The 23,360-nt window shown below is 44.6% G+C and carries 26 protein-coding genes and 1 pseudogene; 21 read left to right on the top strand and 6 right to left on the bottom strand.

Annotation, left to right across the window (positions count from 1 at the left end; all coding sequences use genetic code 11):
• Positions 1–13: 13 nt before the first annotated feature.
• From PODO_RS30625 to PODO_RS18285, 9 genes and pseudogenes are all read left to right on the top strand, one after another.
• Positions 14–202 (top strand): annotated as a pseudogene (locus tag PODO_RS30625) (GMP synthase (glutamine-hydrolyzing)); the annotation flags it as partial.
• 393 nt (positions 203–595) lie between these two features.
• Positions 596–748, top strand: coding sequence for a DUF255 domain-containing protein (locus PODO_RS31165; protein ID WP_155288147.1), 153 nt, complete (start codon positions 596–598; stop codon positions 746–748).
• 230 nt (positions 749–978) lie between these two features.
• Positions 979–3,555 (top strand): glycosyl hydrolase, encoded by a 2,577-nt coding sequence (locus PODO_RS18310; protein WP_038572029.1) that lies wholly within the window; start codon positions 979–981, stop codon positions 3,553–3,555.
• 52 nt (positions 3,556–3,607) lie between these two features.
• Entirely contained in the window at positions 3,608–3,799 is a 192-nt protein-coding gene (locus tag PODO_RS31160; RefSeq protein WP_155288146.1) for a hypothetical protein, read from the top strand.
• A 158-nt stretch (positions 3,800–3,957) separates the two neighbouring features.
• Complete coding sequence (locus PODO_RS18305; protein ID WP_038572027.1) at positions 3,958–5,007, top strand: ABC transporter substrate-binding protein; 1,050 nt, start codon at positions 3,958–3,960, stop codon at positions 5,005–5,007.
• Position 5,008: 1 nt separating this feature from the next.
• Complete coding sequence (locus PODO_RS18300; RefSeq protein ID WP_038572025.1) at positions 5,009–5,785, top strand: IucA/IucC family C-terminal-domain containing protein; 777 nt, start codon at positions 5,009–5,011, stop codon at positions 5,783–5,785.
• 108 nt (positions 5,786–5,893) lie between these two features.
• Positions 5,894–7,615 carry a helix-turn-helix domain-containing protein gene (locus tag PODO_RS18295; protein ID WP_038572022.1) on the top strand — a complete coding sequence of 574 codons (1,722 nt, stop codon included), beginning with the start codon at positions 5,894–5,896 and terminating at the stop codon, positions 7,613–7,615.
• 330 nt (positions 7,616–7,945) lie between these two features.
• Positions 7,946–8,938: a hypothetical protein gene (locus PODO_RS18290; RefSeq protein WP_038572020.1), complete on the top strand. Its 993-nt coding sequence runs from the start codon at positions 7,946–7,948 to the stop codon at positions 8,936–8,938.
• 15 nt (positions 8,939–8,953) lie between these two features.
• Positions 8,954–9,214 carry a helix-turn-helix domain-containing protein gene (locus PODO_RS18285; protein WP_036688642.1) on the top strand — a complete coding sequence of 87 codons (261 nt, stop codon included), beginning with the start codon at positions 8,954–8,956 and terminating at the stop codon, positions 9,212–9,214.
• Positions 9,215–9,245: 31 nt separating this feature from the next.
• Here the strand turns inward: PODO_RS18285 and PODO_RS18280 are convergent, their stop codons facing one another.
• Positions 9,246–10,079: a MurR/RpiR family transcriptional regulator gene (locus tag PODO_RS18280; RefSeq protein ID WP_036688639.1), complete on the bottom strand. Its 834-nt coding sequence runs from the start codon at positions 10,077–10,079 to the stop codon at positions 9,246–9,248.
• 181 nt (positions 10,080–10,260) lie between these two features.
• Here PODO_RS18280 and PODO_RS18275 point away from each other — a divergent pair, with 181 nt between their 5' ends.
• The 5 genes from PODO_RS18275 to PODO_RS31530 are packed head-to-tail and all read left to right on the top strand — an operon-like array spanning position 10,261 to position 14,709.
• Positions 10,261–11,139 (top strand): DUF8171 family membrane protein, encoded by an 879-nt coding sequence (locus PODO_RS18275; protein ID WP_036688636.1) that lies wholly within the window; start codon positions 10,261–10,263, stop codon positions 11,137–11,139.
• Between the two features lie 13 nt (positions 11,140–11,152).
• A complete protein-coding gene (locus tag PODO_RS18270; RefSeq protein ID WP_425311655.1) occupies positions 11,153–12,877 on the top strand; it encodes an ABC transporter ATP-binding protein in 1,725 nt (574 codons plus the stop codon).
• Positions 12,864–13,697 (top strand): energy-coupling factor transporter transmembrane component T family protein, encoded by an 834-nt coding sequence (locus PODO_RS18265; protein ID WP_038572018.1) that lies wholly within the window; start codon positions 12,864–12,866, stop codon positions 13,695–13,697. Before PODO_RS18270 ends, PODO_RS18265 begins: the two co-directional genes overlap by 14 nt.
• Positions 13,698–13,731: 34 nt before the next feature.
• Entirely contained in the window at positions 13,732–14,529 is a 798-nt protein-coding gene (locus PODO_RS18260) for a PHP domain-containing protein (RefSeq protein WP_326047664.1), read from the top strand.
• A 33-nt stretch (positions 14,530–14,562) separates the two neighbouring features.
• The gene (locus PODO_RS31530; RefSeq protein ID WP_169744782.1) at positions 14,563–14,709 is read left to right on the top strand and encodes a hypothetical protein; all 147 of its coding nucleotides are present in this window, start codon (positions 14,563–14,565) and stop codon (positions 14,707–14,709) included.
• A gap of 128 nt (positions 14,710–14,837) precedes the next feature.
• On the opposite strand, the gene PODO_RS18255 is transcribed toward PODO_RS31530, so the two are convergent.
• Entirely contained in the window at positions 14,838–15,062 is a 225-nt protein-coding gene (locus PODO_RS18255) for a hypothetical protein (RefSeq protein WP_038572016.1), read from the bottom strand.
• Between the two features lie 170 nt (positions 15,063–15,232).
• On the opposite strand from PODO_RS18255, the gene PODO_RS18250 reads away from it, so the two are divergent.
• From PODO_RS18250 to PODO_RS18220, 7 genes are all read left to right on the top strand, one after another.
• A complete protein-coding gene (locus PODO_RS18250; RefSeq protein WP_038572015.1) occupies positions 15,233–16,072 on the top strand; it encodes a DegV family protein in 840 nt (279 codons plus the stop codon).
• A 155-nt stretch (positions 16,073–16,227) separates the two neighbouring features.
• Positions 16,228–16,935, top strand: a complete 708-nt coding sequence (locus PODO_RS18245; protein WP_170914177.1) for a response regulator transcription factor — start codon at positions 16,228–16,230, stop codon at positions 16,933–16,935.
• Positions 16,913–18,331, top strand: a complete 1,419-nt coding sequence (locus tag PODO_RS18240) for a sensor histidine kinase (RefSeq protein WP_038572013.1) — start codon at positions 16,913–16,915, stop codon at positions 18,329–18,331. Before PODO_RS18245 ends, PODO_RS18240 begins: the two co-directional genes overlap by 23 nt.
• 41 nt (positions 18,332–18,372) lie before the next feature.
• Entirely contained in the window at positions 18,373–19,479 is a 1,107-nt protein-coding gene (locus PODO_RS18235; RefSeq protein WP_036688627.1) for an AI-2E family transporter, read from the top strand.
• 28 nt (positions 19,480–19,507) lie between these two features.
• Positions 19,508–19,858 carry an Asp23/Gls24 family envelope stress response protein gene (locus PODO_RS18230; RefSeq protein ID WP_036688625.1) on the top strand — a complete coding sequence of 117 codons (351 nt, stop codon included), beginning with the start codon at positions 19,508–19,510 and terminating at the stop codon, positions 19,856–19,858.
• Between the two features lie 80 nt (positions 19,859–19,938).
• Positions 19,939–20,316 carry a hypothetical protein gene (locus PODO_RS18225; protein ID WP_036688624.1) on the top strand — a complete coding sequence of 126 codons (378 nt, stop codon included), beginning with the start codon at positions 19,939–19,941 and terminating at the stop codon, positions 20,314–20,316.
• A 160-nt stretch (positions 20,317–20,476) separates the two neighbouring features.
• Positions 20,477–21,493 carry a S66 family peptidase gene (locus PODO_RS18220; protein WP_038572010.1) on the top strand — a complete coding sequence of 339 codons (1,017 nt, stop codon included), beginning with the start codon at positions 20,477–20,479 and terminating at the stop codon, positions 21,491–21,493.
• Positions 21,494–21,540: 47 nt separating this feature from the next.
• Here the strand turns inward: PODO_RS18220 and PODO_RS18215 are convergent, their stop codons facing one another.
• The 4 genes from PODO_RS18215 to PODO_RS18200 form a co-directional block, all read right to left on the bottom strand.
• Positions 21,541–21,825: a YxcD family protein gene (locus PODO_RS18215; RefSeq protein WP_036689115.1), complete on the bottom strand. Its 285-nt coding sequence runs from the start codon at positions 21,823–21,825 to the stop codon at positions 21,541–21,543.
• 8 nt (positions 21,826–21,833) lie between these two features.
• On the bottom strand, positions 21,834–22,265 hold the full coding sequence (locus tag PODO_RS18210) for a hypothetical protein (RefSeq protein ID WP_036689112.1): 432 nt from the start codon (positions 22,263–22,265) through the stop codon (positions 21,834–21,836).
• Between the two features lie 174 nt (positions 22,266–22,439).
• Positions 22,440–23,000 (bottom strand): beta-class carbonic anhydrase, encoded by a 561-nt coding sequence (locus PODO_RS18205; protein ID WP_036688619.1) that lies wholly within the window; start codon positions 22,998–23,000, stop codon positions 22,440–22,442.
• Between the two features lie 14 nt (positions 23,001–23,014).
• Positions 23,015–23,356, bottom strand: coding sequence for an iron-sulfur cluster biosynthesis family protein (locus tag PODO_RS18200; protein WP_036688616.1), 342 nt, complete (start codon positions 23,354–23,356; stop codon positions 23,015–23,017).
• Positions 23,357–23,360 lie beyond the last annotated feature (4 nt).

Raw genomic sequence — 23,360 nt, 5'->3', positions numbered from 1 at the left:
TAACTCTATAATACGTACGTACTCCTACACCGTAGGTATCCGCGTCGTAACATCGATCGACGGCATGACCGCCGATTGGGCGCGCATCCCGTGGGACGTGCTGGAGAAGATCAGCGTGCGCATCGTCAACGAAGTCGACAACGTCAACCGCGTGGTGTACGACATTACGTTGAAGCCGCCGGCGATGATCGAGTGGGAATAGTTACTAGGATCTTTTTGGTTATTAAAGAAATTTATGGTTGAGGACAATTGATCTAGTAAATGAAATTGAAAGCTTGCTTACGTCACAAAAATTCGAATTGAGTGATACGGAGGAAGAATATAAAGCCATATGTATTAATAATTACATGCTTTGGTTTGTCGGAAGTTTTGTGTTGCATCTACATTAAATGTGCTGTAGATGCTTTTTTTTCATTCCAAAAATGTAACTAAAACTTGAAATAACGCCAAAAGGAAGCTAACATACAACAAACTCGTAACCCCCAAACCTATGGAGTTACTTTTTTCCTTTACCTGCGCCTTCCCCCACCTTTTGGGTAAACTAACCCTAAACAATACTTTACCCAAGTCCCACACGAAACGAGGTGATGCCCTCATGACAACTCACAGAGTACCCAATAGATTAGCCAAGGAAAAGTCACCATATCTGCTGCAATACGTAAAAAATCTAGTGAATTGGTTCACTTTATCAGTAGAAGATTTCAAATCGTCAGGCGCGATTACATTCCTGCTTTATTATTATGCATAGCTAGTTAGTGACCCACACGTACCTCTCATTGATGAGTTGTTTGTATGAATCAATGTTATTTAACTCCTCCTAATAAATATTGGTGGGAGTTTTTTTGCATGTGGAAATTTTCTCAATTTGGTAGATTTACAAAATATGGAATATATGCTATCTTATCTATGAAAGCGCATCCAAGAGATGGCATATTGAACTTTTATTTACCATATTTAACATAGGGAGGAAAGGTGGAAATGAAAAATTTGCTCAAGAAGGCAATCACAATGATGCTGGCATTTACTCTGCTACTTGGATTGATGACAGCGCCGCCCGTTCATGCAGACAACGCACTTTTCACAATTGAAAGCGAAAACGCTCAGCTCACCTCCGATCTTCAAGTGACGACCCAAATTTACGGACAGCCCAAACCCGGATACTCTGGAAGCGGATTTGTCTGGATGCAGAATTCCGGTACAATTTCCTTCACAGTGACTGTCCCAGAAACCGGCATGTATACGATCTCCACACGTTATATGCAGGAGCTCAGTGCTGACGGCAGGCTTCAATCTTTAGCCGTTAACGGCGTTACGAAGGGGTCGTATATGTTGCCCTATACGACCACATGGTCGAATTTCGATTTTGGCTATCACAAGCTGAATCAAGGCAGCAACACCATTCAACTGAAGGCTGGCTGGGGTTTCGCTTATTTTGATACCTTCACTGTGGATTATGCCGATCTTGATCCCCTGGATGTGCAACCTGTCCTCAGCGATACTCAAGCGACTCCGGAAACTCAGCTTCTGATGAATTATTTAACGGAGGTTTACGGCAATCATATGATCTCCGGCCAGCAGGAGATTTACGGAGGCGGAAATGACGGCAATTCCGAGCTGGAGTTTGATTGGATTCACAATTTAACGGGAAAGTATCCGGCGATCCGCGGATTTGATCTGATGAATTACAATCCGCTTTACGGATGGGAGGATGGTACGACCGCCCGGATGATCGATTGGGTGAATAACCGGGGCGGGATCGCGACAAACAGCTGGCATATCACTGTGCCCCGAGATTTCACCGCCTATCAGCTCGGGGAATTTGTAGATTGGAAGAAAGCCACCTACAAGCCGACAGAAACCAATTTTAATACAGCCAATGCGGTAGTTCCAGGTACGAAAGAATACCAATATGTACAACTGGCCATTGGGGATTTGGCGGAGCAACTGCAGATTCTGCAAAATAACAATGTGCCGGTTATCTTCAGACCCTTCCATGAGGCGGAGGGCAACGGTGGATTGAATGGAGAAGGTGCATGGTTCTGGTGGGCTTCGGCAGGCTCGGAGGTGTACAAGCAGTTGTGGGACCTGCTCTATACTGAACTTACAGAAACGTACGGTCTGCACAATTTGATCTGGACCTACAACAGCTACGTGTACAGCACTTCTCCCGCATGGTATCCCGGCGATGATCAGGTGGATATTGTAGGCTATGATAAATACAACACGATCTATAACCGCTATGACGGTTTGTCTGGTGTGCCCAATGAGGACGCGATTACCTCGATTTTCTATCAGCTTGTTGATTTAACCGGCGGTACGAAAATGGTAGCCATGACGGAGAACGACACCGTTCCAAGCGTTCAAAATCTGACAGAGGAAAAATCGGGCTGGCTCTATTTCTTACCGTGGTATGGTGAGCATCTCATGAGTTCCGCCTTTAATTATCCGGCCACCTTAACAACGCTGTACCAAAGCAATTATGTAATCACGCTCGATGAGCTGCCTGATTTGAAGGTTAACAATCCAATTCCAAGTGCGTCTATCACACCTGCAAACGTCGAATTTGATAAAAATGCCTCCAATCAGAATGACAAAGCCATCACCGTGAATTCAAACGGCAATACGTTAACCGCTCTCCGGGCAGGCGCAAATACATTAATAGAGACTCAAGATTATACCTTGAGTGGAAATACGCTGCTGCTCAAAAAAGCATTTCTGGCGACACTGCCGGTTGGCGAGCATTCGATCATCTTTGATTTTAATAAAGGACAAGATCCCGTGTTAAAAGTGAAAATTGTCGATTCCACGCCAAGCGCATCCATTGCGCCCGTGAGCGCTGCATTTGATAAAGCGGCGAATCTAGCCCAGGATATTTCCGTAGCCCTTACCTTAAATGGACACCAGCTTGCAAGTATCACAAATGGAAATTCCACACTTTTAGAGAGTCAGGATTATACGGCATCAAGCGTTGCTGTTGTTCTGAAAAAATCCTATCTTTCCACGCTGCCGCTGGGACAGAATACCCTAACCTTTCATTTTAATGGAGGAAATAATGCTGTTCTTACAGTGAACGTAGCGGATAGCAGTGTTCCAGTACCCACTGGAGATTTGACGGTCCAAGCTTTTAATGGCAACACAAGTGCTTCCACCAACGGGATTTCACCCAAAATCAAAGTTGTCAATACCGGTGATTCAGCGATTCAACTAAGTGATGTGAAGGTCCGGTATTACTATACGATTGATGGCGAGAAAGATCAGAGTTTCTGGATCGACTGGGCCAGCATCGGAAATGCGAATGTAACCGGCAATTTCGTTAAGCTGGCGACTCCTGTTGCCAGTGCCGATTATGTTTTGGAAATTGGTTTCACGAGTTCGGCTGGAACACTTAATCCAGGTCAGAGCGCAGAAATTCAAACCCGTTTCTCCAAAACCGACTGGTCCAATTACAACCAGGCTAATGATTATTCGTTCAAGGCATCCAGCAGTCAGTTCATCAACAATGAACAGGTCACCGGGTATATGAATGGTCAGCTTGTGTGGGGGATTGAGCCGTAAGCTTTTAATGAAAAAAGGTATCTTTGTGTAATACAAAGATGCCTTTTTTCATTTGGGAAGAAGCAGGGACTGCAATGGGAGAACCATTTCTGAAGTAGTCAGATTGTTCGATGATCAGTTTCTGGAGAAGGAAAAGCTTGAATTGAGCAATATTACCATCGACTGTGTTGGCATAATTGCAGAACTGGAGCAAAAAAAATTTGTTGGAATTGAGGAATTGGGTGCTTGTGTGGAATTTTTGTAGCCAGCCGCGGTTCTCCTGAATCGTTCCTATGGTGTGCATGTCGCATTAATCCGGCTGCAATGTCGCAAAAGTACATGGAAATAGAGTATGAAGATAGATTATACTCGCTTTATTGATCTGATAATGAAAATCATTATCATACATAAGGGGGAGTCAGCATGAAAAGAACAAAGAAGAGGCAAGCAACCGGTAGAAAGGTAGATGCTGCCCAAAAAGCAGGACTATTAATGATATGGATGATGGCGCTGGTACTTGTGCTAACGGCTTGCGGTACTGGAGGGGGTGCAAATGCGGGCACTGCCGCACTGCCATCTGCTTCAGCCGAGCCGTCACCTACATCTGAGACACAGGCTCAGACTGCAGCCTTCCCGGTTACCATCTCGCATATGAAGGGCGAATATACGCTGACTGAGAAGCCGAAGGTCATCGCCGCGCTTGATGTGAAATTCGTCGATCAATTGTTAGCGATAGGCGAGCATCCGGCAGGCAGCGTTGTAGCTGGAGCGAAAGATGCAAAGTTTCCAGAATATTTAAGTGAACAATTGGGTGATGTGAAGGTCCTGGGCACACGCGATGAGCCCAATCTTGAAGCTATTGTAGCGATGAATCCGGATCTTATATTGATGACCGATTTTCAGGAGCAGGTGTATGACAGCGTCAGTAAAATTGCGCCCACAATAGTACTCGACTTCTATGAAGATTGGCGGGATACATCGGCTACCATCGGTATGATAACGGGCAAGCAGGCGGAGGCGAAGGTAGTGCGTCAAGCCTACGAGGACAAAATCGTCGGACTGCGGGAGCAGCTGTCGGCGAAGCTGGGCGACGAAACGGTAGCTCTGATTCGCCCAAGACCGGAAGGTATTCGCGTACACGGTCCCGAACATCGGACCGGAAGCATTCTTTATGAGGATTTGGGATTGAATATCCCTGCATTCGTTCAGGAGATCAAAGATGATACCTCCGTTGAAATTTCGATGGAGACCATCGCTGATATTGGAGCAGATCACTATTTCCTGTTATCGGATGAATTGTTTGCCAAAGAGGCAGAGGCAATGGCGAACAGTCCGGTCTGGAAATCTCATGATGCCGTTAAAAATAACCGCGTATACAATGTGAATTCAACGCTCTGGATCGCTTATTATGGGCCAATTGCCCTCAATATTATTGTAGATCAAACCGCGGAAGCGCTGTTGGGATCGCATTAAAATGGACAACTATCTGTCGTCTGCCACCTGGAAGCAAATGGCGGAGGAATACCGTCTGTGGGTAGGTGAACCGCCTGAAGGCAACGTTCGTACAATTGCCCTTAGCCAGTTGCACGAAGAAGCTGCATGCCGCGAATATGTAAGCTGGCTTAAAGGTTATATCGGTGCGCCTGATATGCAGGTTGCCGCTTCCATGCTGGCCAAGCGGATCGGTTATCTGTGGATCGCGCCGATGCTGACCGCTATGACCCTTCATAACCGGGAAGTCTCCATCCCGCTGGAGAACTGCTTCCTCTATCATCCGGCTTCCCCAGCTTTTAAAGGGGATACGCGTTTTCCTTTCCTTGCGCTGAACGGGCTTCGAGCGACGGCGGCACCCGAAGACAGGGAAGCCTGGCGAGAAGAGATCGTAGAGGAAATTTTCGCGGTACGTCTTGCGCCGATGCTGCACACGCTTGCTGCAATTGGTCCCGTCTCCATGGCAGTACTTTGGGAGAATATTATGGTACGCGTTGCCCCATTGTATTCTCCTGGAACAGGTGAATTTGGGCAAGAGAGGCAACGAATGCAAGCCGATTTTGCCTTCCTGACCCGGATAGCTCCCGGACAATTGTTCGGCGCAAGACGCAATCCGTTTACCCGGTTCACAGAGAACAATGACCTGGCTCCGGTTGCAAAAAACAAGCGTATCACCTGCTGTTTTTATTACAGGATGTCGGCGGAATATTGCGGAAAATGTCCGAAAATTGACAATGAGAATGAATCTCAATTAAAATGACAACAGCAACGCACTCACTTATGTTGCGGACGCGCTTTCACTAAAGCATGTAATCCTATTCGAGTGCGCCCGTTTAACAGAGGATGCTATTGTCAGGAGATGAGAGAAATGCCGCTGAAAGAACAGGCAAGTTTATGGAGTGATACAACGATCAAGATGCTTGATGTGCGCAGCGGTACTTTGCCACCCGGCGGCGTTATGAGCGAAACCGGATTAACAGCCAATGTGTTGCTGCTGGCAGGCGGCGGGGAAGGTAGGCTTGTGATGAATGGCGAAATTTGTCATATCCAGGCCTATTTCGCTTGTCACGCAGTCAAGGGATCAGCATTTACTTTGACTGCTGGATCAGAATCCATTCATTATACCGTTATTATGTACAAGGCTTTTCCAATGTTGGGGGCTGCCCATGTTCTGTTTCCGCAGCGTAATCACCCGTTACGCACATCATTTGTTCACCGTCCCGTGCTCCAGGCTGAACTGCATCAGACTGCGGAACAAATCGAAGCCAAATGGAGCCGGGGCGAAGGGCTGGAGCGTTTCCATGCGAATGCGCTACTGCAAGGAATGCTTTACGAGCTTATTATGGAGTATGAATGTGGTCAGAAAGGCACAGAGGCGGATATGGTGGATGTTGTCGCTGCCTATATAGCGGGGCATTATGGTCAGGAGCTGGAGCTTAAGGAGCTGGCAGCGCTTGCCGGATGCAGTACAAGACAGTTACAGCGGCGATTCAAACAGGAGAAGTTACTAGGACCGATGGAATATGTAATCCAGCTGCGGATGGAGAGTGCCGAGCGGATGTTGCGTCATACGGATGCTCCCATCGGCGAAATTGCAGAAAAAACGGGCTATCGCGACATGTATTACTTTAGCAGGGCATTTAAGAAATATCATGGAGTTCCCCCGCAGATCTACAGGCGCACTGCCGCTTCAGGGATCGGTGCTCTCTCAGCATATTCTGGGCTGCCGGATCGCCTGGCCTCATCGTACGAGTCGCTGCAAGGCCCGGTAATTTGTCATATGCGAGGCGAATATTGCGTCACCGCTTCTCCGAGGCGTATCGCCGTACTCGACGTTCAATATGCAGACCATTTGCTTGCGCTTGGGATATCTCCGGCAGGGAGTGTAGGAACGGGCAGTGCAGCGTTAAAATTCCCCCAATATATCAGGGAAAGGCTTAAGACAACGGAAATGCTCGGAACTTATGAGTACCCGGACCTGCAAGCTGTCGAACGGCTGCGGCCGGATTTGATTGTCTGTACTGAGGTGCATGCCCAGCATTATGAACGGTTAAACCGGATTGCGCCAACCCTAATGTTTCAACGGAATGAGAGCTGGCAGACGATTTTGAGCCTGTTCGGTGAATTGACGGACAAGCGGACAGAGGTGGAGCGTATTATTGCGGATTACCTGCGCCGAACAGCATTGCTGTCTGAGCAGCTTGCAACGGCGCTGGCGGGTCAGAGCGTGGCCTTGATCCGTCCGCGTGAGTCGCTGGTACGGGTACATACTGCCTCCCATCGCACAGGTGCCGTGCTGTACCGTGATCTTGGTCTGCCTGCTCCGCTATTTGTCGCAGACACTTCCGACACGGCTTATCATATTACAGTTGATAGACTGCCAGCTGTGCATGCCAGCCATTATTTTTTACTTAGTAACGAGATGATGCAGGAGGGGGTATCTGCGACAGAGCAAAGCGTCCGAGGGATGTTGGATTCCGATGAGCGGCCGTATATATACCCGGTAGATGCCGCTACATGGATCGGCTGCTACGGACCGACAGGTATTAATTACATTGTGGATCAGGTAGCCCGTACCTTGCTGGCCTGAGCGGTATCTAAGAGCATCCGCTAATTTTAGGCTAAGTTTTAGCCTAAACGTGAACAAGCTCCGGTGATTATCACAGGAGCTTGTTTGTGCTGCGGATTATTTTTTGTTGGGATAGCGCTTAGAACTATCTGTTGGCTCATGCAGGTGCTAAGGGCAGGGCTTTCTTTACGTTATTCCAGATCATTGACAATTATTGTAATGATGGTGTATTGTAAGTGATAAGTAGTAAGTAGTAAGTAGTAAGTAGTAAGTAGTAAGTAAATCAAACGCTCACCATACGGAATAAATATCATCCTGTAAATACGAATTAATGGATAGGGGTGGATGGTTATGATGGATCTTAAATTAGTACCAAGTTTTTCATTGATTGCGCTTAATGCACAGAGAAGTCTTCAGATGACTACTGTCAAGAAAGTGTCTTTGCGCTGCATGGCAGCAGCGGTTATATTGGAGCTTTACTTAGAGGGATGTTTTACACAATCTGAGAACAAGTTAACTTTGCACAAGGAAGCACTTGATCAATCTCATTCAACACTCTATAGAGAAACTGTTCTACAATCCTTACTTCATAATAGTGCTGAGGTGAAGGGTGACCTAAATTGGTGGTTAAAGAAGGCTTCGAGGAAGTCTAACCATCATTTAAAAAAGTTCGAAACCGCGATTTCAGATTATCTTCAAGCAATGAATTTGCTTGAAGATATACCAAGCCTGATAGGGAGCGACATGTATTTTGATTCAGCTGAAGTTGAAATTAGAGCCTATCGCAGCAATATGGAGGCGTACACAAGCATTACAGAGAATATGCGGGCTGAGATTTTGGAAGAGGGTCCAGTAACGGATGAGGTCATTTGTATGCTATGGCTACTTCGTGAAAGTGGATGTATGCATGATTTCTTCTCGCTGAACGAATTAGAACAGGTGAATATCAAATTACATGATCTATACCAAAGTAACTTATGGGCAAAGGCATTGTTTCCTATACAAATCCGCCAGGGAGTTGAGTTAGGCATCAAACGTTTTTTAGCATTGAAGACAAAGTTTGCGAAGACCTTTATCGGCAGTAGTCTCAATCTTATCTTCCCTGCCCTAGAGCGATCACGAGCTGTCTTTATAGAAACAGAGTCTTGGTTTGATAATTCTAATCAAAGGTTAGACGCAGTTATTACAAGATTAATGTCCTATGGTCATGAAGTTAAGGTGCTGGAGAGAGGATCAATTGCGACCCTTAAAATTGATAATTTGCTCTACGATGCGATCCCACATTTTGTAATGATGAAAGTGCCAATTCAAGGTGTGCGTCTTATTCCGAAGCGCCCGCTGTAAAGGAGTTGGTTATCAATGTCTAGACAACGATCCATGGAGAATATTATGGCGTCAGAATATGTATCGATAGGGGAATTAGTAAGAATCACAAATGCTCGTTATAGTACACTCAAACATTACACAGAAGAAGGCATGCTGCCCTTTGAACAGGCAGAGGAGAACTTAACACGCAGATATAAAAGAGAAGAAACCGTCGCGCGCATTCTTTGGATCAAAGAAATGAAAGCAAACGGTTTATCTATCCCACAAATTAAAGAAGCTTTAGGAATGAATTAAATTTCTCTTCACCTTGCAATCAAATCTAAACCTAACTCCGCGGGAGCTTCCCCCCATACTGCGCGCGCAATTGCTGCAATTTATCCAGCTTGCTTAGACTACTGTCCCTGTTCGCTAATCCCACTCCAAGGATCAGATTCTCAATAATATAGGTGGGGCCAACCATGGAGTGGAACTCCCAAACCTCACCTCTCCCGGCATAAAGCACGATATCTGCATCTTGCGATCGCGGGTAGACGAGTCTATCTGTGATCAGGATGACCTGGTAATTTACTTCACGTGCATGGTTCAGTATGACTTCAATCTCAGGCAGTATTTGCACAAATCCAAAGACAAGCAAGACATCTTGTTTGTCAGCATGCATTAAGGTCTCTAGCAGCTCATGGCCGCTGGGGGCCATTTTTTTCATTTGAAGACCAAAACGCGCCATTCGATAGATCATTAGCTCTGCTAATCCGGCGCAAGGGCCAGGGCTGTATACATAAATAATCCGAGCTGTTGATATTGCATCTACTGCACGCTTTAGTACATCGTCACTTAAATAGCGGCGTGTTTCTTGCAAATGATGTGAACAATTGTCCAGCAGCAGTTGAGGGAGTGAGGTATCGTCTGATCGCTGCATGGCATCACGCATTTTTACAGAAGGTGTGGATTCAAAGCGGAAACGGAGCCGGTTTTTAAAATCTTTGGCATGTTTATACCCCGCAGCTTTCCAGAACCGTGAAACGGAGGCAATGCTCAAATGCAGCTCGTCTGCCATTTCTTGTTCGGTCATATAGACCACACGTTGCTCATTTTTCTGAATAAAGTCGGCAATTATCCGTTGATTAGGCGAAAAAGCGCGATGGTTCCAATCTTTATACAATCTCTCAATCCTCCTATGATGATGCGATAGATAGAATATAACGTGCGAATATGTTGTAAATATTTTTACAACGTTAAAAATATTGAAAAAAATATTACTCTCATTTAACAAATGAAAAAAGCTGTGATGACATGGCCTTCTTATAATGAAGATAAATTCTTATTGGGAGGCCAAATATTTCATGAGCACGATAAAAACGCGTTACACACTGACTCAGTCTCAAAAAATGATGATTTTTGTACTGTCGATGTCGCTTTACGGGTTGTCCAATATGTTTACCGAGCTAGTGCCTGGGATCAAACTGGGCCCGATTGAATTATCCATTGAATATTTCGCTTTCATTCCTTTGACATTATGTATGTTGTTTCACCCCTTATATGCGGCGGTCGGAGCAGCTGTTGGTGAGGTAATCTTCGGGGAATTGATGTTAGGTCAATTTGGAGGTTTAGGGGAGCTGGAGAAATTTATTACCTTCTCACTGGCGATGTATACCGCAGGCCGCATGGTATCTGATCCGAAGAATCGTAGACAGGTTGGAGTGGCTGCGATTACCGGCGTGGTGATTCACCAGTTTTTTAGCTCCGTTATAGATATTGTGAAGGTATGGGTAGGGGTAGAAGAGCTAGAGGCTGTTAAAGGGCTGGCAGAAAGTATCGTTGTAATTGAGGGAGTAGGGTTCCTGAATGATGTCCTCTTCTCCGGCATTTTGTTCGCGCTGATTCCTACTATGTATCTGGTTCCGCGTTTATATGGAAAAATTGAACCATTGATCGGCATGAAGCCACGTGAGCGGAATATGAAATATGCAACAGGAGCATGGCTATCTCCTAAGCTGGTCATTGCCGGAACCTTTCTAGTGATGGTAGCGGTGGGTTCGGAATTGTTATCGGAATCGGGCTGGAACTTCGGTGATTTTGAGCTTGCAGGAGCGGAATCGAATGAAAAGACCTTGATTTGGCTCAGTATGTTGGTAGCGGCTGTAGTAGCGGCAACGGCGATTATTACACTGCTTCGGCGTTCGGCACGAAAAAGACAGGAAGCGGGTCAAGCAGATGCGTAATACAATTCTTGAATTGAACAAAATTAACTTTACGTATCCGGGAGCTGAACAACCAGTACTGCAAGACGTAGACTTACGACTGGGAGAAGGAGATTTTATTGCGATCATCGGCAGTAATGGCTCCGGGAAATCTACTCTCTGCAAATGCTTTAACGGCTTAATTCCTCATTATTACACTGGTGATTTCAGTGGAGAGGTGACAGTTTGCGGCCAATCTGCGGATGGAAAAAGTGTAGCAGAGCTGTCCAAACGTATCGGTTATGTTTATCAGGATTTCGAGAATCAATTGGTAAGGCCGACGGTGCTTGATGATGTGTCTTTTACACCTCTGAATTATGGGTTTACGGATTACAAGGAACGGGGAGAGCGTGCGCTGGCGTTAACCGGACTTAGTGATTTGAGGCATGAATTTATTTGGCAGTTAAGTGGTGGGCAAAAACATCTGCTCGCTCTGGCCGGAGCCCTAGCTATGGATCCGGAAATTCTGGTGATCGACGAACCCGTAGCCCAGCTTGATCCGCAGCATGCCCGTCATATCTATGATATTTTGCAGCGTTTAAATGAGGAGCATGGAAAGACCATTGTAGTGATTGAGCATCATGCGGAATTCATTGCGGATTATTGTAAAAATGTTGTCCTGATGGATCAGGGTAAAATGCGCTGGCAGAAGCCTGTTCGTGAAGCTTTGTCATCTGTAGAAGAATTGCTAGAGCTGGGCATTTACCCACCGGATGTGACCCGGGCGGCTTGGCTGCTACAGCCTGATGATCAGAACACAAAGCTGCTTCCCTTAAATGCTGAGGAAGGCAGTACCCGCATGATTCTTCGTCAGGATGCTAATGTGGAGACACTTCCAATCGGACGAATTCAAGAGCAGCTCCCCAAAGCAGCAAAAGAAGAAAGTTCTATCGTTCAGCTGGAGAATGTTCACCTCTCTTACCGTACGATTCATAAGGTGCTGCATCCTGTACTGAATGGAATTCAGCTAGAACTGCGGCAGGGAGAGTCCATTGCTCTTATTGGCAACAACGGAGCAGGTAAATCTTCATTAATGAAGCTGATTGCTGGTATTGTCAGACCTACAGCTGGAACCGTAAAGGTTAAAGATATGACGGTGAACGGGTTGCCGCCTGAACGTCTCTCCGGTACGGTAGCTTACGTATTCCAGAATCCGGAGGAAATGTTTATCGAGGATTCTGTGCGTAAGGAAATCGCTTATTATCTGAAGGCGCGGAAATTACCAGATACGGATGAAAGAGTGGATGAGATGCTAAAGGCGTTTCGCTTAAGCGAGCTGGCTGAACGGGATGCCCGACTGCTAAGTGGCGGGCAGCAGCGCCGGGTATCCTTGGCGATTGGTGCCGCGGTTAAACCCGCCATCATGCTGCTTGATGAACCGACAGCTAATCTGGACATTTCGACCAAACAAGAAATGGTACATGTGCTGGAGACGCTTCGTAATCATGTGAAGACGGTAGTCATCGCAACTCATGATATGCAGCTTGTCGCTGAATGGGCCAGCAGAATAATTGTAATGCATCAAGGACGGATAATCGCGGATGGAACGAAGGATGAAATTTTCGCTGATGGGCTTCTTTTACGGCGTGCGGGTCTGGCTCAGACCCAATTGATGGAGCTAAGTCGTATGCTCGGTCTCCCAAGAATTTGCAGTAGCTTAGAAGAGTTTGTGAGTTTAGTGGAAAAGAAGGAGGTAGCTGCAATCCATGGAAGCCGTTAAACGGGCACTTGACCGTATATCTGTAGAACAAATCAAATTGGAGTTACTCGGAACCGCATATAACAGCAGCAGCACTTTTCTGGGCAGGCTGGACCCGCGAACCCTGCTGCTCTGGTATCTCTTTTTTGCCATCGTGCCTTGGTTTGTACATAACCGGACAATCCTGTTAGGGATGTTCGTGCTTATGGTTTTAACGACCGTCCTCTCCCGGGTCAGCCCTTATATTATTTTTATATTATGTCTCGGCTTAATCAGCCAGATTGGCTGGATGTTTATATTGTCGCTCTTTTTCGGCGGGGGGATTGAATCCTTGCTGCCTATGCTGACACTGACGCTTAAGCTTTCGGTGATTTCGCTGGCGAGTATAACGGTTTTCTCTAGTCTTGATCCGGAACGACTTAGTGACGGCTTACTGTCTTTAGGAATCCCTGATACCTTTGCGTTCAGCTTATCTTATGGCTATCGTATTTTGCCTACTTTACTGGAGGAATTCCATCAGATTCTACTTTCCTTTAGATTGAGAGGGCAACGACCGCTTCAACATGGAATTTTCTATTGGCGAACAATAACGTATTATTTGCGAATCGTGATTCTGGCATTTTACCCGCTCATGTTGAACACAGCTAAACGTTCTCGAACAACGATTGAAGCTCTTGAGACTCGGGGATTTAGCTACGGGCTTAATAATAAGAAAGTGAAGAAGATCAAGTTATCTTATTTGAAAATGAAGCGGTCCGACTGGTACTTTTTATCCGGATCCATTGCTTATGTCATCTTGATATTCTGTATTGGTTATCTCTACCCTGAACTGGTGTATTAACATAACTTACAAGCTCAAAGGAGACGAATTAGACATGATGAATATTGATCTGCATACCCATGGTAAATTATCTAAGAAATCTACGTTTTCCCCCGAATATTTTGCGGAGATGATGTTCGAAGCCAAGGCAAATGGATTACAGGCTATAGCATTGACCGAGCATTTTAATACTTCTAATTTCTTTGCGATGTATGATGCGCTGGATCAGACTTATCCCTATAACGGGCATTATTACGATGTGAACGGACTTAAACTGTTTCCAGGCATGGAAGTGGATATCGCGGAGACAGGTCATATCCTGTTGATCGGACTAAAGGAGAATGTTCTAGCTGTCCGCGCTTTACTAGATGAGCATACACAGGAGGGGAATTTCATACCTTTTAAGCAGTTGCTTGATATGGCCGACGAACATAATCTTTGGAAAATCGGAGCCCACCCCTTCCGAACTTCTACGCCTTTACATCAACTGGATCCGGCATTGCTTCAGCGATTAGACGCTTTTGATTTCAACGCTAAGGATATTTACATGCAGGGGGTGGAGACTTATAAAAACTTGATCACGCCGTTTGCTGAGAAGCTGGGTGTGCCTGTGATTGCTGGCAGTGACAGTCATCAGTGTTTGCAGTATGGCAGTGTTGTGAATCGTCTGCAAGACTCCTGCTCAACTGTGGAAGAATTGAAGGAAGCTATCAAACAAGGAAACTATGTAATAGAGGTTTCTCCGTGTCTTCATACCAAAGTAAAAGCTTCGGTAATGATGAAAAAACTATTGAAGCAGTTAATTGGCGAAGCCCCCTCCAGAGATGAAGCGGAGTTAGGATATATGGCGTAGAAAGTAGAAGAGGGTTGTTCCATAAGCCATGAAATGATGAAATGGCTACTGGGACAACCCTTTTTGTTGTTCGCTGGATTTCATTACTTTTGCATGTACAAAGATAACTATCGGACACAGATGACTCTAAACGCAGTTTTATTCCAGATTTGGGATGCTAACGGACCGCATAGTCACTAATGGCACGAAAAACACCATATATGAATCTCTTTCAACGGAATAACGGCTCTGGAGTCCGAAACTCTGCTCAGAAGGCTGGGAATTTGCCAATAACGTTATCTGGGTCCTCAAATCTCAGAATGTATGAATTATCGTTTGTCTTTCGAATCTTTATTGATGACTCGGGTGGGTCTGGTCACCCAATTCGTGCGATTCATCGGTTTTACAGTATCAATTCTTGAATTGGAAGGTTCCTTCGAAGGTTCTGTGGATTCAGTTTCAGTAGAAGCTGTACCCTCTTGATCTACGGTTTTTTTTCTCGATAGTCCTGTACCATCATGTTTGCCTCTGTTCCATACTCTTCCCTTACTCATACATACACTCCATTTCTATACGCTTATTCATAAACCATATCATATAAGGACAAGTTAAGGAAGAAAGACATAGCACAGATCGAAGAATTTTTCAAGTTATAAAGGTTACTGGAGATTTCATTTTATGGTGGCTATAATAGTACTGATATTGAAAGGAGAGTACTTATATTATGGCAATCAAGATCATAACAGACAGCGGTTCAGACCTGCCCCTTGACTACATGGAGAAGTATAATGTTTCCGTGATCCACCTACCGGTTCATTTTGGGCATGAGTTAATGCCGGCAGATACGGACACGAAAAGCTTTTATGCTCAAATGCGCGAATCCAAGGAGCTGCCTACCACAGCTAGTCCAAGTCCCAACGAATTCCTTGAGAAGTTCAAGCAAGTGGAGGAGGGAACTGACATTATGGTCATTTGTATGTCCTCTAATATTAGTAGCACTTATCAGACGGCTATGATTGCTATGGAAATGTATAAGGATGAAGGACATACCAATGCAATAGAGGTTATAGATTCCAAAAACTTCTCAGGCGGGCTGTCATTGATTGTCGGCCTGGCGGCGCAGTGGTCCTTAACTTGTTCAAGCTTGCAAGAGCTCAAGGAAAAGGTACTTCAGCAGATAGAGGAAGTTAACGCTTATTTTACGCTGGACACTCTGGAGAATGTAATGAAAGGCGGACGTCTTAGTCGGCTCTCGGGAGCCGTAGCGTCTGTACTCAATATAAAGTTGCTGCTCAAAATCAGCGAAGAAGGTACTGTAGAAGTAGTGGAGAAGACCCGGGGTCTTCCAAAAGCACTGAATCGTCTGCTTGCGCATTTGGATGAGAAGCAGCATGATTACGAGAAAGCGGTTATCGCTATTGTACACAGTAATTGTGAGAAGCTGGCACTCGAGATTAAAGAACGCATTTTACAAAAGCATCCCTTCAAAGAAGTCTTACTCTCAAGCATGGGTCCGGTAATGGGAACCTATGCTGGGGAAGGCGGAATTGGCGTAGCTTTTTAAAGTAGTGATCCTCACAATCCAGACAAATTACGATCGTACATGGGACGGTTTCCCGTGTGCGATTTTTATTTTATTCCTATGTGATAATTTAGCTATTCTTTAGATTGTATTTAGGCTCTGTTAATAATCACAGAATATAGTTAGATGGGGGGATTATCATGTATACAATATTGATCGCTGATGATGAAGCAGAAATTGTGGAATTGCTAAGATTATATTTAGAGAAAGAGTACAACATTTTGGAAGCGAACAGTGGGACTGAAGCCTTAACGCAGGTGCAGAACCATAAGGTTGATTTGGCAATACTAGATATTATGATGCCGGGTCTGGATGGACTGCAATTATTGAAAAAGATCCGCGAGGTGCATCATTTTCCAGTGTTATTTTTATCCGCCAAAAGCGAACATCATGACAAGATTCTGGGTCTTGAACTAGGAGCCGACGATTATATTTCCAAACCGTTTAATCCATTAGAAATAGTAGCCCGTGTTGGAGCACTGCTGCGGCGTGTACATCATTTCGATGCGCAAGTCGTTGAGGAAAAAGAAGCTGAACAGATTGTATTAGGTGAATTAATGCTGGATCAAAGCCAGTGTCTGCTCTATCGTTCTGGTGAACCTGTGGTGCTTACTTCTACCGAGTACAAAATTTTGGAACTAATGATGAAGCAGCCTGGACGAGTATTTACACGCAAAAAAATATATGAGGCCGTGTGGGAAGATTTCTATGTGTACGAAGATAATAGTATCATGGTACATATCAGCAATATCCGGGAAAAAATTGAGGAAGACTCCAAAAAGCCAGTATATTTAAAGACTATTAGAGGGCTGGGATACAAAATTGAAGCGCCTATGGAGCAATAGAGATCAACGACCTTTACAATCATCGCTGACGCTGGATTTTTTGTTGTTTATCTGTATTTTGTTTTTTCTCGTGATTGTATATTATTTGTTTATTAATCTTGATGTGACCCATATTTTTGAAAAAAATAAAATCGCTGATCCTGATTTGAAGGTGGAAGCTAGTGCTTATCGAGATAATCTGGAGCATGGGATAGAAACCAAACGTCTTCTGCGTAGCGGGGGATGGATCGAGGTCTTGGATCAAGACATGAAGGTCACCAAGGTTGTTGGAGAAAAAAAAGACGGTGTAACCCAATATACCAGTAACCAGCTTTTAAAAAGTTTGGAAAATGGAGAAGATCAAGCTTACTTTTACTCGTTGACCACGCTAAATGCTCAGAGCGAATCGGAGTGGCTGCTGCTGAAGCTGCCGCGGGAAGCTATCACCATCACCATTAATAGTGATCCCTTCGTGGCCTACTTTAATCATTCGCTTTCATACTACGTCTTTTTGGGTGTGGGAATGATTCTTTTGCTAATTATCGTGTACAGTTATTGGGTGGCGCGGCGAATCAGGAAACCACTGCGTATCATCACGCTTGGGCTGAAGCAGATGATTCAGGGGAATTATGATACTCGAATCGCTTTATATGCAGAGAAGGAATTTTCGCAAATTGGAGAGACTTTTAATTATATGGCAGACGTAATTGAAAAGACGACCAAAGAAAAACGCCAGGCAGAGGAAAGTAAGAAACGGATGATGGTTGATCTGTCCCATGATCTGAAGACGCCGATAACGAGTATACAGGGCTTTGCACAGGCGCTTGTAGAGGGTAGAGGCGAGGATGAAGAACGCCAAAAAAGATATTTAAGCTATATTTATAATAAATCCTCACAAGTTACTAAGCTGATTCAGAACATGCTGGAGCTGTTAAAAATAGATTCACCGGATTTCTTGCTACGAATGGAGCGTCAAGAACTGGGCGAATTTATTCGTGAAATCATTGCAGATACCTACGGAGAGATTGAACAAAAGAACTTTGTTTTGCATCTAAATGTTCCCGAAGAGGATGTGTTCTTGAACTTTGATGCGGAGCTGCTCTCGAGTGTGGTTCATAATTTGATCTCCAATGCACTGATCTATAATCCTCCAGGTACACATTTGCGTGTGGAGGTGATCCCTTTGGAGAAAGAAGTCACGATTGAAATCGCTGATACTGGAGTGGGTATTCCAGAAGAGCTGTGGTCCACAATGTTTGATCCGTTTGTTCGGGGAGATAAAGCGCGGACAGCTTCGGGAGGAACAGGGCTAGGTCTCTCGATAGCTATGAAAAATACAGAGAAAATGGGGGGTACGCTTCATCTCAGTCGCCGAAAGAAGGAACCTACGGTGTTCACCATCCGGATTCCGAAATAACGAGCTGGAAGACATCCAAATCAGAAGACGGGAGAGAAACTATGGCTAAACTGAACAATTTCATCAGAGTTTGTCTAGCGATCCTTTTAGTGTTAGGCATTGTATTTTTAGGCTCACGCGTAGATTTTTTATTCACACCGATCCTGTCTTTGTTCAGTGTCATTATAGTGCCTTTAATGCTGGCGGGTTTCTTTTATTACCTGCTGCGGCCACTGATCGATACCTTGGAGAAATATAAGCTGAATCGTTCTTTGGCGATTATCATCGTATATGTAGTTATTTTAGTGCTTCTGTTTGCTTTTATTATCGGTGTTTGGCCTTCACTTCGCACACAATTAGTTAATTTCGTCGATAATATGCCGAATCTCATTGCCTCCTTGAATCAACAGCTTTTGAAACTAGAAGATAATGAATTTCTGTCTGCGTTGATCCCTGCTGATGCGAATCCAGCCTCCACATTGACGGATTATTTGAATAAAGGGTTTACGCTGTTAACGAATTACGTTTCAGGACTGTTCTCTTTTGTTTCGAATTTTGCGATCATTTTATTCACCTTTCCGATTATGTTATTCTACATGCTTAAGGAAGGTGGGAAATTCGGACGTAAGATTGTAAGTTTCTTCCCAAAGAAGTATCGTGAAGAAGGAACTACAATGATGACTGAAATCGACAGTGCGCTTAGTGGCTTTATCGTGGGCCGGGTGCTTGTTAATTTAGCCTTAGGCGTTCTGATGTATATTGGTTTCCTTATTATCGGCCTGCAATATGCATTGCTGTTGACTGTAATCGCAGTTGTGATGAACTTCGTGCCTTTTATTGGTGCGATACTGTCTAGTATCCCTATTTTCATCATCGGATTCATTCAATCGCCGTCTATAGCCGTCTGGTCCATCATCATTGTTCTGGTAGCGCAGCAGATACAGGATAATTTAATCGCTCCCTACATCTTTGGGAAAAAGCTCGATATTCATCCACTGACAACGATTATCCTGGTATTAGTTGGCGGTGATTTAGGCGGGATCATAGCGATATTGCTGATTATTCCGCTGTATATGATTGTTAAAATCGTCTTGACCAAGGCCTATTATTTGTTTGTCAAGCAACGCCGGGTAGAGATAGAGGTAGAGGAGAGTCCTGATATCTCTTAAGGTAATAAAACATTATGGAGGGATTTCTATGAATGAAGGAACGGAGCAAGGACTAATTCATATTTCAGATGATGTGGTGACTTCGATCGTCGGGCAAGTGGTTCTGGACACACCGGGTATTGCCGGCATGTCAGGAAGCAGTATCTCGGACAACTGGGCTAAACGTCTAAGCGGTAAAAATGTAAAAAAAGGAATGTCCGTTGAAGTAAAAGAAGTGGATGTTGCCATCGATCTTCAGGTCATAGTTAATTACGGATGTGTGATTCAAGAGGTCTGCTATATGCTACAGCAAAATGTAAGAAATGCTGTTGAAAATATGATGGGACTGTCTCTAGTTTCCGTAAATGTTAAGGTTGAGAAGGTCGCTCTGCCATTCTAAGAATAGCCCATTTAATAGGCACCGTAATCTAGGCTTCTGCATAGAATGGAGCAAATCCATTTACGGAGGTCAGAACATCCATGTCGACATTTAACACTGGGCAGCAACAGAATGTGATTTATCAGGCCGATCCTGCTGTGATCCGGCACCTGCACGGTGTCCGTGATTCCCTACATCAATCTTGCAAGCCATACCTTAACCATAAGGTGAACGTACAGACAATAGATGGCTTTGTACATGAAGGCGTTATAGCCGGAGTAGATAATAAACACTTGTATCTGAATGTTGCAGCTAATGGGCAAATGCCCCGCGGGTTTTACAACCCTCATCAGCCTTATCATCCTCATCCGGGCCCGGGACCTGGCCCATATCCAGGACCTTATCCAGGTCCCCCATACAATAATAATGTGATTTTACCGCTTGTGTTGTTTGAACTGCTTGCTATCTCTTTAATCTAGTGCTTGGGTTTAATTGAAGAAGGACATGTGCAGGATTTGTGGTCATACGTTGACGCATCCCGCCAGGTCCTTTTTTTGTAGGCGTAAAGTATGTGTTAGAAGGAGGTGTTCTCATTATCACTTTAGGGATATAATGGGTACAAACTCTGGGAGGTGGCATATGATTAGATACCCTTTTTTGAAAAAAAATGCGACGATAGGCGTTACAGCACCTTCATCTGGAGTAGGCATTCAAAATGCAGAACTTCTTACACTGGCCTCCAGCCGGTTGAAGTCGCAAGGATTTAATGTCATTATCGGCGAAACGGCATGGAAGCAAGATAAGGCTAAATCTGCACCAGCCAATGTTCGTGGTCATGAGTTTAATGAGATGATCAATGATGACGGAATCGATGCCCTTATTCCGCCTTGGGGCGGGGAATTGTTAATTGAAGCTCTGGAATATATTGATTTTGATGCTTTGCAGGACAAATGGATCGTGGGATATTCAGATATAAGCGTCTTGCTGCTTGCGGTCACGCTGACAACCGGTCTGGCTACTGCCCACGGAGCGAATCTCATTGATTTACGGGGAGAGTATTCAGATGATACTACAGCCCTCTGGCAGGCGGTTCTAGAGACACCAGTGGGTGAGTCCATTGTCCAGCATTCATCTCTTAAATATCAGCGGGAATGGCAACATGATGTGCCTTCGCCATGCGTTTTTCATTTGACAGAGGAGACCTATTGGAAGTCTCTAACTACAGATGCTGTAACGATGAAAGGACGTCTGTTGGGTGGTTGTATAGATGTAATTAGGCATTTAATCGGCACGCCCTATGGAAAGCTCCAGCATTTTCAGCAAGAAATGATTCATGACGAACCTATAGTTTGGTATTTGGAAAATTGTGAATTGAACACAGCGGATTTACGCAGATCTTTAGTGCAGATGAAGCTGGCAGGGTGGTTTGAGAATTGTTCGGGGATTATGTTTGGCAGAAGTCCAGCTAATCGGCCTGTGGATAACTATACTGCCGAGGATATCTATGCTGAACTTTCTGAAGAGCTTAAGGTACCGATCGTTTATGATATCGATTGTGGTCATGTCCCGCCGCAGGTTACTTTTATTAATGGAGCTTATGCAGAAATTGAAGTGGCAGATGGAGTAGGGACGGTAAAGCAATATTTCTATGAATAGCGTTATATCAAAAAGGACAACCCCTTGGGTTGTCCCTTTTACTATCATTAGTTCCCTGTATTTACAATCGCTGTGATTTCCTCATCCAGGTCCAGTCTTACATCTTCACGATAGGCGCGAACACCATATTCGCTGAGCATGTAACGCAGGATCGCTTCAATCATATTGGACTCCACTAGAAATTGACTGCGGCCCTGTACCCAAACCTCTGCAGAGTAACCGGTATCTTCTTCCCAGCTCAGTTCTACCTGAACATCCTCTGGGCGAACAGCCTTTCGTTCCGCCATGTGCAGACAGAGGGCATTGATGATCTCATCCATGCTTAGAACGATTGTAGACATTAGTAACGACCATTCTGTTCTTCTAAGCGGCGACGTTCTTTTCTACGACGGAAGAAGGACATCACGAGCATAACCAGTACATAGATAGCTAGCATATTAACGGCAAAGCCTAAGAAGTCACCAAAAGCTCCCATTCCACCAAACATTCCACCGAATAATAATCCGGCCAAACCACCGATCATCATGCCCTTCATTAAGCTGCCGCCGCTGAAGAATCCACGTTTCGTATTAGCAGCAGATCCTGCTGTGGAGCTTTTAGTGCTGTCACTTTTTTTGATGTTATTTGTTGTTGTTGATTTTTTTGGAGTTGTTGAATAGCTGCGAGTGCCGGATTTGAAACCGCCGCCACCTCGACGTGCATCGGCAAAGTCTGGAGCAGCCACTGCAAAAAATAGAGTGAAGGCCATTAGAATCATCATTACGCGTTTCATTGGTTTCATTTAGTACGAAAACCCTCCTGTGAGCATGAATTTTTGTGTATGGTCGGTAATACGCAGACATGCCCCACAAGGTTTCAATTTTATTTATCATAATTTATACTTTTATGCACAAAAAAAGCGTGGATCCAGGATCCACGCAAACAGCAGTTAGAGAGTCGTCATTCGTTACTTATACCCATCAGCGACAAGCTCAAGCGCTCCGGTTGCTGGATCGATGATCATGCCATGGATAGGTACATTAGGGGGAAGCAGTGGATGACGTTTAATCAGGTCCACAGTCTGAATTACCCCTTCTTCGACATTGTCAAACCCACGCAGCCATTTTGTAAGTTTGATTCCGGAATTTTCCAGTGTAGACAGCACTTCTTCAGATACGCCACGTTCTTTAATGGAATTGATCATATGGTCCGCATTGAGGGAGGCCATACCGCATTCATAGTGTCCAACCACGATTACTTCTTCAGCATCTAGTTCATATAGAGCTACCATTACACTACGCATAACACTACCGAAAGGCTGAGAAATAACCGCACCAGCATTTTTGATAATTTTGACATCACCGTTTTTGAAATTCATGGCTTTCGGCAATAATTCAACGAGTCTAGTGTCCATACAGGTGATGATCAGCATTTTTTTGTCAGGATAACGACTGGTTAAATAAGCTTCATAGTCCTTATTCTCTACAAAACTTTTATTAAAGTTAATAATTTCTGATACGTGGCTCATATTAGCTTCCTCCCTTAAAATCCTTGAATTGTACTTACGTTGCGCATATCTCTTACCATGATATTGTTGCCATAAATCTGAGAATCACTGACCAGCTTATAGGAAGAGAAACGTTCCTCTGCATCGAGTCGCATCTTGTCTTCATAAAAGATTTCCTGTTGCCGGCTTACGATAAAGGGAAGAGAATTCGTCTCTATCCTAGAATCGCCTTGCTCCACTTCTGAAACAATCAGTAACACATTAATTCCGTCACACCCGCAGCCTACCGTATCATAAAAGAGCTTGAAAAATCCTGGCTGATCTCCAAGCCTTTCCTTCAACTTCCTTTCTGCGAGAGGTGTAACTTGAATCATCATAGCC

This window comes from Paenibacillus odorifer, from assembly GCF_000758725.1.
Classification (GTDB): domain Bacteria; phylum Bacillota; class Bacilli; order Paenibacillales; family Paenibacillaceae; genus Paenibacillus_AQ; species Paenibacillus_AQ odorifer.
The sequence above is the reverse complement of the archived record's forward strand: the minus strand, read 5'-3'. Positions and strand labels throughout refer to the sequence as shown.

Bases quoted from the DNA above. Each gene is read 5' to 3' on its own strand.
- PODO_RS31165 (WP_155288147.1), top strand. From the start codon at position 596: ATGACAACTCACAGAGTACCCAATAGATTAGCCAAGGAAAAGTCACCA.
- PODO_RS18310 (WP_038572029.1), top strand. From the start codon at position 979: ATGAAAAATTTGCTCAAGAAGGCAATCACAATGATGCTGGCATTTACT.
- PODO_RS18305 (WP_038572027.1), top strand. From the start codon at position 3,958: ATGAAAAGAACAAAGAAGAGGCAAGCAACCGGTAGAAAGGTAGATGCT.
- PODO_RS18300 (WP_038572025.1), top strand. From the start codon at position 5,009: ATGGACAACTATCTGTCGTCTGCCACCTGGAAGCAAATGGCGGAGGAA.
- PODO_RS18295 (WP_038572022.1), top strand. From the start codon at position 5,894: ATGCCGCTGAAAGAACAGGCAAGTTTATGGAGTGATACAACGATCAAG.
- PODO_RS18290 (WP_038572020.1), top strand. From the start codon at position 7,946: ATGATGGATCTTAAATTAGTACCAAGTTTTTCATTGATTGCGCTTAAT.
- PODO_RS18285 (WP_036688642.1), top strand. From the start codon at position 8,954: ATGTCTAGACAACGATCCATGGAGAATATTATGGCGTCAGAATATGTA.
- PODO_RS18275 (WP_036688636.1), top strand. From the start codon at position 10,261: ATGAGCACGATAAAAACGCGTTACACACTGACTCAGTCTCAAAAAATG.
- PODO_RS18265 (WP_038572018.1), top strand. From the start codon at position 12,864: ATGGAAGCCGTTAAACGGGCACTTGACCGTATATCTGTAGAACAAATC.
- PODO_RS18260 (WP_326047664.1), top strand. From the start codon at position 13,732: ATGATGAATATTGATCTGCATACCCATGGTAAATTATCTAAGAAATCT.
- PODO_RS31530 (WP_169744782.1), top strand. From the start codon at position 14,563: ATGATGAAATGGCTACTGGGACAACCCTTTTTGTTGTTCGCTGGATTT.
- PODO_RS18255 (WP_038572016.1), bottom strand. From the start codon at position 15,062: ATGAGTAAGGGAAGAGTATGGAACAGAGGCAAACATGATGGTACAGGA.
- PODO_RS18250 (WP_038572015.1), top strand. From the start codon at position 15,233: ATGGCAATCAAGATCATAACAGACAGCGGTTCAGACCTGCCCCTTGAC.
- PODO_RS18235 (WP_036688627.1), top strand. From the start codon at position 18,373: ATGGCTAAACTGAACAATTTCATCAGAGTTTGTCTAGCGATCCTTTTA.
- PODO_RS18230 (WP_036688625.1), top strand. From the start codon at position 19,508: ATGAATGAAGGAACGGAGCAAGGACTAATTCATATTTCAGATGATGTG.
- PODO_RS18225 (WP_036688624.1), top strand. From the start codon at position 19,939: ATGTCGACATTTAACACTGGGCAGCAACAGAATGTGATTTATCAGGCC.
- PODO_RS18220 (WP_038572010.1), top strand. From the start codon at position 20,477: ATGATTAGATACCCTTTTTTGAAAAAAAATGCGACGATAGGCGTTACA.
- PODO_RS18210 (WP_036689112.1), bottom strand. From the start codon at position 22,265: ATGAAACGCGTAATGATGATTCTAATGGCCTTCACTCTATTTTTTGCA.
- PODO_RS18205 (WP_036688619.1), bottom strand. From the start codon at position 23,000: ATGAGCCACGTATCAGAAATTATTAACTTTAATAAAAGTTTTGTAGAG.
- PODO_RS18200 (WP_036688616.1), bottom strand. From the start codon at position 23,356: ATGATGATTCAAGTTACACCTCTCGCAGAAAGGAAGTTGAAGGAAAGG.